At 65.9% G+C, this 13,022-nt stretch carries 13 protein-coding genes and 1 tRNA gene; 8 read left to right on the top strand and 6 right to left on the bottom strand.

Annotated elements, in window-relative coordinates:
* The first annotated feature begins 38 nt into the window (after nucleotides 1–38).
* Genes KAH28_RS10750 through KAH28_RS10760 form a run of 3 tightly spaced genes read left to right on the top strand, consistent with a single transcriptional unit; the run spans nucleotide 39 to nucleotide 3,050 of the window.
* The gene (locus KAH28_RS10750) at nucleotides 39–1,505 is read left to right on the top strand and encodes a hypothetical protein (protein WP_290576468.1); all 1,467 of its coding nucleotides are present in this window, start codon (nucleotides 39–41) and stop codon (nucleotides 1,503–1,505) included.
* A 3-nt stretch (nucleotides 1,506–1,508) separates the two neighbouring features.
* Complete coding sequence (locus tag KAH28_RS10755) at nucleotides 1,509–1,847, top strand: hypothetical protein (RefSeq protein WP_290576470.1); 339 nt, start codon at nucleotides 1,509–1,511, stop codon at nucleotides 1,845–1,847.
* A 3-nt stretch (nucleotides 1,848–1,850) separates the two neighbouring features.
* A complete protein-coding gene (locus KAH28_RS10760) occupies nucleotides 1,851–3,050 on the top strand; it encodes a zonular occludens toxin domain-containing protein (protein WP_290576472.1) in 1,200 nt (399 codons plus the stop codon).
* A gap of 85 nt (nucleotides 3,051–3,135) precedes the next feature.
* Here the strand turns inward: KAH28_RS10760 and KAH28_RS10765 are convergent, their stop codons facing one another.
* Complete coding sequence (locus tag KAH28_RS10765) at nucleotides 3,136–3,474, bottom strand: hypothetical protein (RefSeq protein WP_290576474.1); 339 nt, start codon at nucleotides 3,472–3,474, stop codon at nucleotides 3,136–3,138.
* 200 nt (nucleotides 3,475–3,674) lie between these two features.
* On the bottom strand, nucleotides 3,675–4,613 hold the full coding sequence (locus KAH28_RS10770) for a PPK2 family polyphosphate kinase (protein WP_366918169.1): 939 nt from the start codon (nucleotides 4,611–4,613) through the stop codon (nucleotides 3,675–3,677).
* A gap of 93 nt (nucleotides 4,614–4,706) precedes the next feature.
* Between KAH28_RS10770 and KAH28_RS10775 the strand changes: the two genes are divergently transcribed.
* The 4 genes from KAH28_RS10775 to truD all read left to right on the top strand — a co-directional run bounded on the left by KAH28_RS10775 (nucleotide 4,707) and on the right by truD (nucleotide 7,844).
* Nucleotides 4,707–5,972, top strand: a complete 1,266-nt coding sequence (locus KAH28_RS10775; RefSeq protein ID WP_290576478.1) for an MgtC/SapB family protein — start codon at nucleotides 4,707–4,709, stop codon at nucleotides 5,970–5,972.
* A 159-nt stretch (nucleotides 5,973–6,131) separates the two neighbouring features.
* Nucleotides 6,132–6,620, top strand: coding sequence for an RNA polymerase-binding protein DksA (gene dksA / locus KAH28_RS10780; protein ID WP_290576480.1), 489 nt, complete (start codon nucleotides 6,132–6,134; stop codon nucleotides 6,618–6,620).
* Nucleotides 6,621–6,665: 45 nt separating this feature from the next.
* Nucleotides 6,666–6,741, top strand: a tRNA-Lys gene (locus KAH28_RS10785).
* Between the two features lie 68 nt (nucleotides 6,742–6,809).
* The gene (gene truD / locus KAH28_RS10790; RefSeq protein ID WP_290576482.1) at nucleotides 6,810–7,844 is read left to right on the top strand and encodes a tRNA pseudouridine(13) synthase TruD; all 1,035 of its coding nucleotides are present in this window, start codon (nucleotides 6,810–6,812) and stop codon (nucleotides 7,842–7,844) included.
* Between the two features lie 73 nt (nucleotides 7,845–7,917).
* Here truD and KAH28_RS10795 read toward each other — a convergent pair whose 3' ends face one another.
* A complete protein-coding gene (locus tag KAH28_RS10795) occupies nucleotides 7,918–8,937 on the bottom strand; it encodes an AraC family transcriptional regulator (RefSeq protein WP_290576484.1) in 1,020 nt (339 codons plus the stop codon).
* Between the two features lie 135 nt (nucleotides 8,938–9,072).
* On the opposite strand from KAH28_RS10795, the gene KAH28_RS10800 reads away from it, so the two are divergent.
* Nucleotides 9,073–9,969, top strand: coding sequence for a fatty acid desaturase (locus KAH28_RS10800; protein WP_290576486.1), 897 nt, complete (start codon nucleotides 9,073–9,075; stop codon nucleotides 9,967–9,969).
* 33 nt (nucleotides 9,970–10,002) lie between these two features.
* On the opposite strand, the gene KAH28_RS10805 is transcribed toward KAH28_RS10800, so the two are convergent.
* The 3 genes from KAH28_RS10805 to KAH28_RS10815 all read right to left on the bottom strand — a co-directional run bounded on the left by KAH28_RS10805 (nucleotide 10,003) and on the right by KAH28_RS10815 (nucleotide 12,870).
* Nucleotides 10,003–10,383, bottom strand: coding sequence for a DUF4345 family protein (locus KAH28_RS10805; protein ID WP_290576488.1), 381 nt, complete (start codon nucleotides 10,381–10,383; stop codon nucleotides 10,003–10,005).
* A gap of 70 nt (nucleotides 10,384–10,453) precedes the next feature.
* Nucleotides 10,454–11,674 (bottom strand): oxygenase MpaB family protein, encoded by a 1,221-nt coding sequence (locus tag KAH28_RS10810; RefSeq protein WP_290576490.1) that lies wholly within the window; start codon nucleotides 11,672–11,674, stop codon nucleotides 10,454–10,456.
* Between the two features lie 176 nt (nucleotides 11,675–11,850).
* A complete protein-coding gene (locus KAH28_RS10815) occupies nucleotides 11,851–12,870 on the bottom strand; it encodes a DNA-binding protein (protein WP_290576492.1) in 1,020 nt (339 codons plus the stop codon).
* Between the last annotated feature and the right edge of the window lie 152 nt (nucleotides 12,871–13,022).

Consider the following 13,022-nt stretch of genomic DNA (forward strand, 5'->3'; position numbering starts at 1 on the left):
GGCATGGCAGTGGCCTACGCCGCATTCCGGCCGTTCGAATGAACATGCTGCGACGGATCGCCGTCTACGGGCTCGCGCGCAGTCTCCGGCTGCCGTGGTGGCTGTGGGCAGTTTTGCTCGTCCTTACGGTCATGAGTTCGCAAGCTCAGGCGCAGTTGCAGTGTGGCCCGAACGAGGCGCCTGTATCGGCGGGCGCAGGCTGCTGCAACAGCGGTATGACGGTCCCGGATCAGGAGATAGGATTAGTCCCGCCGCAGGGCCTGTCGGTGCATCAGGTGCAAGAGTTTTTCTCGGGGCGCAGCTATACGGACACCAACTTCTCTTCCGGTAGTAGCACAGCGTCGGTCGTGTACTCGCCAACGGGTTCCGGCTGGGCGGGGAATAACTACGTGGGGAATTGGGATATAGAGAGGATTCGCAAGCCGAGCTCGGGGCTGCCGGACACGACGACGGCCGGGACGTTCGGGACGACGATGGTGTGCGAGCCGATCCCGCAGTGCGAGCAGCCCGCCGGTACCCCCATGAGCTACTACAGCACCGACGGCGGGTCGGCGTGTGAGTCGGGCTGCGTGGTCGAATTCGCCGAATACGGCCTGAGCATCGTCGGCGAAACGACCGACCCCATCGCGCAGTACATCAGCACCGGCGAGACGTGTGGCACGGAAGACCCACCGCATGATGGTGACGAGCTGCTCGGCGGAGAGGAATGCGTTACCAGCGCCAGCGGCAAAGAGGTGTGCGCCGGCGACGCGCTCATGCCGAAGAACTGCGGCACCGTGAACGGCGACCTGGTATGCATTGACACCTCACCGGGATGCGGCGAGGTCAACGGCCAAGAGGTCTGCGAGGACGATCTACCCGAGGCGGACAACTGCGCGACCAACTCGTCGGGCGATCGCATCTGCATCACCGACGATGGCGAGCTCGACCACCCGGAGAACGAGGCCGACGAGGAAGAAAAGCTCGAAAAGGTGGACGAGAACGGCAACCGCGTCCCCGGGAGCACCACCGCGCACATCATGGGCACCGATACCGATCCCGGCGAGGATGAGTGCGACCCGCAAACCGAGCAATGCGACGACGAGCCCGGCGACGGCCAGTGCGACCCCGAGGTAGAGCAGTGCGACGACGAACCGGGCGACGGCGAGTGCGATCCCGAGACCGAAGAATGCGGGGAAGGGCAGTGCGACCCTGAGGTCGAAACCTGCGGCGGAACGTTCGTTGGCAAGGCTCTGAGCAGCAAGACGTTCTCGCAGTCGACTTCAGACTTCATGACTGGCGTCAAGGGCACGCCGCTCGGCGTTGCGATCTCAGAAGTGGAAGCGAATTTGCCCGACGAGGGCACGTGCCCCGCGCCAACCGTCGATCTCACGGACTGGAACATGGGTAGCTACACCCTCGATGCCCACTGCATCCTGCTCGAAGAGTGGCGCAGCCAGATACGCATCTCGATGCTGGCGTTCTACAGCCTGCTCGGCATCTTCGTCTTCCTCCGGCGGAGCTGAACGATGGAAGAAGGCGAAGTCAGCTTCGAGGAAATCAGCGCAGAGTGCAGCCTCTGGGACGTTGGCTGCTGGATGAGCGCGTTCGGCGACTGGCTCGTGAACGTGCTGCTCTGGTTCCCGCGCAAGGTCTATGAACTGTTCTTGGCGGGCATCGAGGAAGCGCTCGGTGCCGTGCCGGTACCGGACATCTTCGCCACCTGGGCGACCTACAGCGCGCAGCTCGCCAGCGGCACCGCCTACTTCATGGATGCGTTCGCCATACAGGAGGGCGTTGCCATCATCACCGGCGTGGTGGTCGCAAAGTGGTTCAGCCGCGTCCTTCCGTGGGCGATCTCGGGCTGATCCATGTCGATCATCGCCTACACCGGCCTCCCCGGCGCCTATAAGACCTACAGCGCCGTCGAAAACTGGCTGATCCCCGCGCTCAAGGACGGCCGCACCGTCGCCCACAACCTGCGCGTCAACGAGGACGCGTGCATGGCCGCCAGCGGCGGCCGTGGCCGGCTCGTCCAGATACCGCGCTATGACACCGAGGCCGACGGCGAGCCGGCCGGCTTCGAGCGCGCCGACGAGCTCATCGAGCTGACGCCCTCGGGTGCCGTCTCGATCATCGATGAGGTCTGGCAGTACTGGCCCAGCGGCGTGCCCGTCAGCAAGGTTCCGCGCAAGCACCTGAGCTTCTTCAAGGAGCACCGCCAGCGTCTGGAACCGACCGAGCCGCACCGCGCCGCCGAAATCCTCATCATCGATCAGGACCTCGGCACCGCCGTCGCGTACTGGATCAGGGCGCTCGTGGAAAGTACCTACATCCACACCAAGCTGGACGACGTGGGCGCCAGCAACCGCTTCCGCGTCGACATCTACAAGCGCGCCCAGAGCCTCGACAAGCCGCGCGAAAAGCAGTTCACGCGGGCGTGCTACGGCAAGTTCAAGCAGGAAATCGGCGACTGCTACGTGACCCACGCCAAGACCGAGGAGGGCACCACCTTCGAAGCCGGCCTCGAGAACAAGGTCGACAAGCGGGCCACGATCTGGGGCAACTTCCGGATCAAGGCGGCCATCGCCGCCGCCTGTGTCCTGCCGTTCCTCGTGACCGGGGTCTACTCGCAGTTCAAGGCGCTCGGCAGCGCCGGAGCGGCGACGAAGGAGCCGCCCGGCGTTGCCGAGCCAGAACCCGCCGAGCAACCCCCGCAGCCGATCCAGCAGCAACCAGCGCCGCAGTACCAGCCGTTGCCACCTGGCACGACCGCTATAGCGGCTGAGCAGCACGCACCGCCAGAGCCGAAGGAACCGGAACTGTCAAAGCGGTGGCGGCTGAAGGGCGTCATCAAGCCAGCCGGCCGGCCGGGCATTGCCATCATCGCGAGCACCACCGGCGACCGCCGCATATCCGGCGACCTGTGCGAAGCCACCGATGCCGGCGACTGGCAATGCGAGATCGATGGCGAGCTGGTCACGATGTGGAGCGGCGACCGCGAATCGGCGCTGTCGATGCGCCGACCACCTGGCAGCTACGATCCGGCGAAGGCGGCCGGCGAAGGCTGAGGCTGTCCCGGTTTCCACACGGCCGACCTCCTTATAGGGAGTCGGACTTGTGGGAACGGGGGCAGGCCCGCACATCGGCGGTGCGCTACTTGGTGATCGTCTTTTTCTCCACGAGCCGTCCTTGCCGGCAGGCGTCGTATATCTCGTTCGCGACGCCCCCGGTCAGCTCTAGACATTCCTCGCGCGACTGCGGCGGGATCGGCACATCGATGGTGCGAGTCCGTGGCTGTCGCTCAATCGGCTGCGAGATTTTCGGAAGCGACACCGGCGAAGCGCGGTCTGCTGTCGGGAGCGCGACCGATAGACCCTTGACGAAAAGCCAGAGGCCGAGCAACCCGAGAATCATGCCGGCCGCGCTGGCGCCGAGGGTGAAGGCGAAGCCAGCGATGAACCAATCCCAGAAGCCCATGCGCTCGTTTTCCATGCGCGGAGCGTAGCGCCGATGCGGCGCGAAATCACCCGGCGGATACGGCGCATGGCGCATAATAGATATTATGTTAAGTACTGGATGTGGTGCGGCGTGTTCGGCTCTGCGCGCGATAGATATGCAGAGCTTCGCAGCCCTTCGGAGGTTCCCTGCGCTGCTCGCTCGGTACCCACGGCCGCGTGACGGGAGGCAACAGCTCACGATCCGGACGCTTCCGGCGATGGGATCGCCGACAACGCCGCCACCATGCGCGCCAGTTCCGCCTTGCGGCCCGCACCCGGTACCGGCCATTCCGGAGCGAGGCGTTCCAGCGCTTGCAGCACGGCCGCCGCACCGAGCATGCGCGCCGTGCGCTTGTCGTCCGCGGGCAGCACGTACCACGGCGACGCGCTCGTGGCCGTATTGGCGATGCACGCCTCGTATGCCTCGGCGAAATCGCTCCAGAGCACGGCATCGCGACAGTCCGCCTCGGTGAGCTTCCACTGCTTCGCGTTGCTGTCGGCTCGGCTGCGCAGGCGACGCTGCTGCGTCCCGGGCGAGACATGCAGCATGATCTTGACCACCGCGATGCGGTTCGCCACGAGATAGCGTTCGAAGGCGCGAATCTCCTCGAATCGCGCGGCGATGGTCGTCTCTGCGGCCGGCGCTGCTTCGGCGTGATGCGCCGGAACCTGCGAGTCCGGGTGTACCCGACCGCTCAGAACGACTTCGTGGTAACCACGATTGAACACCGCGATCTCGCCCGTGAGCGGCAGACGGCGCTGATAGCGCCGCAGAAAGTCCTCGCGAAGTTCTCCATGGTCCGGAGCGCCGAACGACCATACATGCATCCCGTTGGGATCGACCTTGTGCAAAGCATGCCGGACCAGCCCGTTCTTGCCGGCCCCGTCGACGCCCTGCACGACCACCAGAACGGCGTCGGTCCCGTTAGCGAACAGCTTTCTCTGACGGTCCGCAATGCCTTCCCGAAGCGCCTTCATCACGCGCCGGAATGCGGCATCGCCCTGATACGGCCGCGTGATGCGCGTGGCGCAGTCCGCCAGACGGAATGCCGCATCGCCCGTTACCTCGAACTGCGCAAGGATGGACGCGATGGCTTCCGGCGACTGGTCTGGTGGCATTGCTCGTCCGTGCATCGGGAGTGAGTACCCAAGGATAGCTATTGCGACCGGCGGGAATCCGCACCACGATGCCCGTTGTCACAGGAATCACGAGGCGCGAATACGCGCATGCAGGCACTTTCCCCCTTCTGGGAGCTGGGTGTGGCACTGGCGCTGGGCTTTCTCATCGGCCTCGAGCGCGGCTGGGACCGGCGCACCGCCGGGGAGGGTCAGAGGGTTGCCGGCATCCGTACGTTCTCGCTGGTCGGTCTGCTCGGCGGGCTCGTCGGTGTCCTGCAGGCGCTCGTCGGTTCGGTTGCGCTCATTGCCGCGACGTTCGCCAGCCTCGCCGCTCTGCTCCTGGCGGCCTACACGCTCCGAAGCCTGCGCAGCGATGATCACGGTCTCACCACCTTCATCGCGGTGCTGGTCACCTTCGTGCTCGGCGTGCTGGCGGCAAGCGGCCAGGCGGCCGTCGCCCTGGCGGGCGCCGTGGTGACCGGTTTGCTGCTGGGTGCGAAGCCGGTGCTTCACGACGCACTGACGCGCATCTCCGGCGAGGAGGTGCGCGCGATCTTCAAGCTCCTGCTGATCTCGGCGGTTGCACTTCCGCTGATCCCCGACCGGGGCTTCGGACCCGGTGGCGTCGTCAATCCGTTCGAGATCTGGTGGCTGGTAGTGCTCATTGCGGCGCTGTCATCGGCCGGATACTTCGCGATGCGCGCCGCCGGGCCGAGCCGCGGGCTGCTGGTGACGGGGGCGCTCGGAGGCCTCGCCTCCTCGACGGCGCTGACGCTGACGCTGGCACGTCTCGGACGACGCTCCCCCACCCTGACGCCGGTACTGGCGGCCGCGACCATGCTCGGCTGCGCCATGATGTTCCCGCGCGTCTGGCTGGAAGCGGTCCTGGTGGAGCCTGCACTGGCATTGCGGATCCTCATGCCGCTGGTGGCCATGGCCGCGGCGCTCGGCATCGCGGCATGGCTGCTCAATCGACGCCCGGCTCCCCTGCACCGCGATGCCACCGAGCAGCCGGTCGCCATCGGGAACCCCTTCGAGTTGCGGACCGCCCTCCAGTTCGGCGTGCTGCTCACCGCAGTGATGCTCCTGAGCCATCTCGGGCAGGAGTACTTCGGAGACCGGGGCGTCTTCCTGGTCGCCGTCATTGCGTCCCTGAGCGACGTCGATGCGATCACCCTGACCATGGCGCGTACCGCCGGCACCGACGTGACGCTGGAGACCGCCGGGGACGTGATCGTGCTGTCGGCCGCCATCAACACGCTGGCCAAGGGCGGTCTGGCAGCCGCGATCGGCGGCCGGGCGATGTGGCGGCCCGTCATGTTCCCGCTGGCCTGTGCCGCCGCCGTCGGCATCGTCGCGGTCGTCGGGCTCTGACGCCGTTCGTTCCGCGGCCGTCAGCCATGCCTACCCGCTGGTCAAGGATTGCCTGTGCCGGGGGCATCCGGGCGATTGACCCTCCCTCCCACGCGGTGTATAACGCGGCGCTCGGTTTCGGAGGGCCGTTTCCCTTCGCCACCTGATGATCGGAACCTGATGACCAAGACTGCTGCAAAGAAGAGCACCGGGAAGCGCGCCGACGCCAACGGCAAGAAGCCGGGAAGCAAGGCGAACACGCCGCTGACCGAGGACGAGATCCGCGCCATGTCGGACGACGACTACATGAATACGGCGCAGCTCGATTTCTTCCGGCAGCGTCTGCTCAAGATGCGCGAAGAAGTGCTCGCACGCGAGATGGACGTCAAGGCCAGGCTCAATGCCCGCGAGACCTTCGCCGACCCGGCCGATCGCGCCAGCGCCGAGGAAGAGCACTGGCTCGATCTCCGCCTGCGCGAGCGCGAATCGCTGCTGCTGCGCAAGGTCGACGAGGCGCTGCGTCGCATCATGGACAACGAGTATGGTTACTGCGAGGAAACCGGCGAGCCCATCGGCATCGCCCGCCTCCTCGCCCGCCCGACCGCCACCGTCTGCGTCGACGTCAAGGGCCACAACGAGCAGATCGAAGCGCAGTACCGGGATCGCTAGGCGATCCCGGCCGCTTCGCCAGCCAACCCGCCAGGACGCAAGCCCGGGTCGTTAGCTCAGCCGGTAGAGCAGCGGACTTTTAATCCGTAGGTCGTTGGTTCGAATCCAACACGACCCACCACTCATCAGGCACTTGCGCGCGCTTCCTGCGCCATTTCCTGAATCCCGGGGCCCCGCCGCCACCATTCCGTGCACGATCTGCGCTTCGCCCACGGTGGCCCGCCGCTCGGCGGCTGGCTGCGAACCACACCGGAGGACTTCCTCGTCGACGAGGATCTGGGGTTCTCCCCCGGCGGCGAGGGTGAGCATGTGTTCCTGCACGTGCGCAAGCGCGGCGCCAACACCGACTGGGTGGCCGGACGCCTGGCCGAGCACGCCGGGGTGGCGCCCGGTGCGGTGAGCTATGCCGGCATGAAGGATCGCCATGCGGTCACGACCCAGACCTTCTCGGTGCATCTACCCGGCATGCCGGAACCCGACTGGGACGGCTTGGCGGAGCCCGGTATCGCGATAACCGGGCATTCGCGGCATCATCGCAAACTGCGGCGCGGCGCTCTTGCCGGCAACCGCTTCACGATCACCCTGCGGGACGTGGCCGGGGATCGGGAACAGGCGGAACACCGCCTGCGGGCCATGGCCGCGCACGGCGTGCCGAACTACTTCGGCGGGCAGCGCTTCGGTCGCGACAGTGGCAACGTCAACCGGGCATTGGCGTTCTTCGCCGGCCGACGCACCCCGCGCAAGCATCACGGCATGCTCATCTCCGCAGCCCGCTCCCACATCTTCAACGCGGTTCTCTCCGAACGCGTCGGCGATGGCAGCTGGAACCGCATCATCGATGGCGAATGCTGCTGTCTGCACGGATCCCGATCCTGGTTCCTCGCCGAGCCCGGCGTCGACGGGCTCGAGGCGCGTGCCGCGGCCTTCGACATCCACCCGTCGGGCCCGCTGTGGGGCCAGGGCCCCCTGCCCAGCCGGGGCCGGGCCGCGGATCTGGAGCAGACCGTCGCCGCGGCGTATCAGAAGCTCGTCGACGGCCTCGGCAGGCAGCGACTGGACCAGGACCGTCGGGCGCTCCGGCTGTGCCCCGGTGCGCTCGAATGGACCTGGCCGGATGCCGCATCGCTCACGCTGCGCTTCTGGCTGCCGGCCGGCAGCTACGCCACCGCCGTGCTGCGCGAAGTGGCTGCCTGGCGCGAGGCCAACCCGCCGTCGGATATCTGACCGGCCCTGCCGACCGGACGCAGCCCGTAGCCGACCACGGCGGGGATGGTCGCGCGTTGCCCGGCAGCCCCCGTCACGTCGCCGGGTTGCGGTCGCGGCGGTACTGGCCCGGCGAGCATCCGGTCCAGCGCCGTACCGCACGCGAGAAGCTCGCGGTATCGGTGTAGCCCAGTTGCAGCGCGAGCTCGTCGAGCTTCATGCGGCTGCCTTCCAGCAAGCGGAGCGCGAGCTGGCGGCGCTCCTCCTCGACCAGGGTCCGGAAACTGGTCCCTTCCTGGTCGAGCTTGCGGCGCAGACTGCGCGGTGACATCGCCAGCGCGCCGGCCACGTCCTCGCAGCTCGCCACCAGTCCCAGCGGACCCAGCAGCTGCTGGCGGACCTGGCCGGCGACGCCGCCCACCTGTCGGCGCTGCAGCTGCTGGCGGCACTGGTCGTCGAGCATGCGCACGAGGTGCGGATCGAACATGGGAAGCGGCCGGTTGGCATCCTCGGCGCGCACCAGCAGCGCATTCCGCGCGGACCCGAAACGGGGCTCCAGGCCGCACAACGCGGCAATGCGCTCGCGATACGGCGGCGTCTCCCGGAACTCGACGGCCGCCAGCTGCAGTCCCGACAGTCCGAGCTCGTTCAGCAGGTTGATGCCGGTGGCCATGTCCCTTTCGAGCAGGAACTGACGAAGGTGCCGCGGAATGCCGTCGGCGACCATCTCGACACCGAACAGACCGGACTCGTCGAAGCCGTGGATCCGGCAGTAGGCGGTGCTCAGCGGCAGATAGCGGGTGGCCAGCACCACCGCATCGCGCAGTGTGCGACTGGTCCGCATCGCGAACCCCCAGATGCCGAAGGTCGAGACGCTGTAGTGCAGGCCCAGCTCGAAGCCCAGCGCCGGCACGTCGGGCAGCGCCAGCAGCAGATTCTCGACCAGCCGCATCTCCTGCTGGCGCGTGACCAGTGCCTCTCCATCGAGCAGATCGGCATCGGTGATCCCGGTTCCGAGCAGACAGGTGTCGGCGTCGACGCCGTGACGGGCGGCGAAGTTGATCATCACCTGACTGATGACGATCGGATGGAGGACGCTGTCGGCTTCCGGCATCGCACGATTGTAGTGCAGCGTTCGTCCCGGACCGACCGTTCGGTCAGAACTATCCGGTGGATGGCCGGTGGTGTCCTGTCGCGCCGAACGGCGTCCGAATAGGGTGTCACCCTCCGCAAGAACCGGATCCTCGTCATGTCCGACACCCTCGCCGACCTGAACAAGCAGGCCATCGCTGCAGCACGGCAGTACACCGGCGGCATCGCCTGGCCGACGGTCGCGCTGGTCGCGTTCACGCTCGCCGGGGTCGTGACCACGCTCGGACTGTACGCCGCCGGCGGATTGCCGGTCTGGGCCGCAACCCTGCTCATCGGCGCCCTGACCTACTTCGCCTACACGCCGTTGCACGAGGCCGTGCACGGCAACATCCACGGTCGTCACGACGACCTTCAGTGGCTGAACGATCTCTGCGGTTATCTCGTCGCGCCCATCATCATGGTGCCCTACGCCTCGCATCGCCTCGAGCACTTCACGCACCACCGCTACACGAATCAGGGCGACAAGGACCCGGATTTCATGATCAGCGGCATGGGCAAGGGACCGGCGAGCGCGTTCCTGACGGTGATCCGCTTCTTCTGGGTGCAGAACACCTTCTTCGTGAAGGATCACTGGCATTCGGCGAGCACGCGGGAGAAGCTCATCTACTGCACCGAGGTCGTCGCGTCGGTGGGCTGGCGCGCCGCCTTCCTGGTCGCGATGGCCGAGCCGGGTGCGGTGATGGTGATCGTCGTCGGCTATCTGCTGGGCGGCTTCTTCACGGCGTACTGGTTCGCCTATCGCCCGCACATTCCCTACGAGGAACCGACGCGCTACCGCAACACCAACAGCCTCATCATGCCGCTCTGGATGAAGCCGGTGGAATGGTTCTGGCTCGGCCAGAACCTGCATTCGATCCACCACCTCTTCCCGCGCGTGCCGTTCTACCGCTATCACGCCCTGCATCGCGAGATCGAACCGATCATGCGCGCGCACGGCACCCCGATCGTGGGCATCTTCAGTCGGGAGCCGGTAGCCCGGGGTACGCGCGCGTGAGGCGGAATCCGTGCCCGCACGGCGGATGCGCGGTCAGATTGCTGTCGGCAGCCGCCTGATCAGCCATGCCGCGATGACCACCACGGCCAGTTCGACGACCAGCGCCATCACGGTGTAGCCGGAGAACTCGCCGACGATGAGGGCCGCCGGCAATCGGGCGATGAAGAGACCGGCGCACAGCACGCCGACCATCAGCAGCGCCGCGGGCTGCAGCGTCTCGCGCACCACCGCCGCCGCCGCGAAGGCACCGATGGCGAACTGCAGGCCGCCGTACATCGCGCGCAGCTCGACGGTGCCGGTGGCGGTGCCGGCGGACACGCCCGCCGCTTCCGCCAGGAAGCCCGGGTAGAGGAAGCACCAGAGCCCGTAGGGCGCCCATACGAGGGCGGAGAGCCCCAGGAAGATCCTCGTCACGTCGTGCGTCTCCCGTGTCGCATCCGGAGGCCCATTATCGAGCCATTCCGCGCGACGCGACAGCTCCGGCTCAGCCGGCGGCGACGGACTCGCCGATCACGGCGTCGCGATCCATCGTCAGGCTGCGCACGTGCGTTTCCTGCGCGGCGCGGCCGCGGCGGGTCATGCGATTCCGCCCGCCGGGGAGCGCCCGGCTGACGGCATGGCGGGCCAGCGTGACGGGGAACGTCGCGAGCGGATACCAGGGCAGCACGCCCGACGGCAGCCCCAGGCGCTCCATGGCCTCCGCGCCGAGGAATGCGCGGCTGATCGAGAGGTGCTTGGCGTACTCGAAGCGGCTGCGCAGGAAGGCCAGATTGCGGTATTCGCGCTCGAGTGGCTCGCGCGCCAGCGGCTGCGCCATCATCCGGCTGGTCTCGTCCGGGTTGGTCAGGCTCATGAGCAGCTGCATGAGCTGGGCGGCCGCCGCCTCCTCGGTATCGGCCAGCCAGCGCTCGTCGACGCCGATCAGCCAGCCGACGTAGCGCGTCAGATGCGCGAAATCGTCCCGCTCGCGGCGGGACTGCGGTACCCCCATCATGCGGGCGCCGAGCGCCTGCACCGTCAGCGAGCCGTACAGGGTGGCGGCCATGTCGGGCTGGTTCACCGGCAGGCCCCAGGCCTCCATGTCCCAGTCCTCGCGCGCGGCCACGGACTGCCGTACCAGCGCGTGGATGAATCGCACCTTCAGGGTCGAGCGCCAGCCGGCGGAATACGGTGCCAGCCCGCCCTCCGCGGTGCAGTCGAGCACCCACTGCGAGGTCTCCGCCAGCCGGCGCGTGGCCCCCTTCTGCAGCGCGCCGGTGAGAATCAGCGTGCGATTGAAGGCCGACGCCTGATACCCGCCCATCAAGGCCACATCGCGACCGACGTTGAGCGCGCTCATGCCGCAGCGGCGGAACAGCGCGGCGCCGCGCTCGACGCGCCCGGTATCCAGCCACGCCGGCGGCGTGGCCATGCCCACGATGAACTCGCGCAGCTCCGGTATCGCGTCGGGGACGGCGTCGATGCCGTGGACCAGCGCCTGATCGAACTGTGCCCGCGCCGACCGCATGCCGTGGCGCCGCATCGCCGCCAGCAGCGTGTCCATCGCCGGGTCGCCCTCCATGAATGCGATGCCGATCTCGCGCCAGCGCGCGTCATCGGGCTGCTCGATGCCCGGCATCAGCCGGTGCAGGCGCCCCAGCATGTTCTGCACGCGCTCGTTGACGCGGTGGCGCGTCGGAATGAAGCCTTCGGGCAAGCGGGTCATGGCGAATACCTGTCGAGTTGGGGTTCCGGGAAATTCGCGCAAAATATAACATCTGAGGCCAAGCCCCTAGTGAGGTCCGGCCGGTAAAACTGTAATATTTAGCCAGTAACTCTGCATCTCATTGATTTCAAAAGAATATCTTGGACATCCATAAGCAATCGCGTTCCACCTGTCGCTTACGCAGCCGGTTCGTCATATTGGCGCCGGTTTTCAGCCATTAGGCGCTCAATCATATCGTTCTTAACCGATAGTTCAGCCTCCAGCTTGGCCTGGCTGACGGTAAAATCTTTCACCTTGCCCTGGGCCAATTCAAGGCGTTGTGTCAGCTCATCCATTTGCAAGGCCTGGCGCTGAGCGCTGTCGGCGTACTGCTGCAGATCGGTCGACTGGGTTTGCAATCGCTTATTGGCATCTTCAAGTTTCGCGTCAGTCCGATTAAGCTTCGATTCGAGGTCCTGTGTTGCTTTGCGTGCAGCGCTCAGCTCGCTGATCAAGCGCGCGTTGTCCTTGTTGAGCTGCGTTAAATCGCCCTGCTTGACGGAGATTGTCTGATTTAATGTGCGAATCTCGGTCTGAAGCTGCTGGATTTGTTGCTCATGCCGGCGCTGATCCTGATCCCTCTGCTCCTTTACCGATTGCCGATAATGCTCCAGTGCCTCCCGGCTGTGACGGTGCTTCTCCTCAAGAGATTCGAGGTGGGCCTGCTTTTCCTTGAGTAGCGCCGCCGTGCTAGCGTCGCGCTGACTCGCCTCGCTGAGCTGTCTATCTAAGGCATCGCACGCAGCGGATTTAGCACTTAGCTCCGAACAGGTCTCGTCAAGCCGGCGTTCCAGCACGTTATGCTGATCGACCCTCTGGCAAGCCTCTTGAGTGAGCGTGGCGCAGTGTTCAGAGAGCTCTTTGATCTGGTGTTCATAACGGCTTTTACTCTCATCGACGATGCCTTGGGCCTCTTCGTGTAGGCGCGATGCGAGGCGCGCTATGAGCTCCTTGATGGGCTGGCTCAGCAGCGCCTCATCATCCAGCCGGGTTGATGCCTCTTCCTCCAATTCTTTGAGATAGCGATGGATCGTTGATTTGGAGCCGGTGTTACCGAGCTCAATGCGTATGGCGTCAATGGACGGGTTTTCTCCCCTGGCTAGAACGGCCTGATGGGCCTTGGTCACCAATGTTTTGTTGATACCGCCACGAGCCATGCTGTCCCCTCCTGTTTATTTCGTACTGTAATACGTAATATGTATTTACGTACTATTCTAGCTCATGCATGGGGCTTAGCATAGCCTATATTTGACAAAGGATAATAAAGCATTATCTTAGGTTAGATGTCAGGTCCCGGGTGATTACGCAC

This window comes from Algiphilus sp., assembly GCF_023145115.1.
Lineage (GTDB): Bacteria > Pseudomonadota > Gammaproteobacteria > Nevskiales > Nevskiaceae > Algiphilus.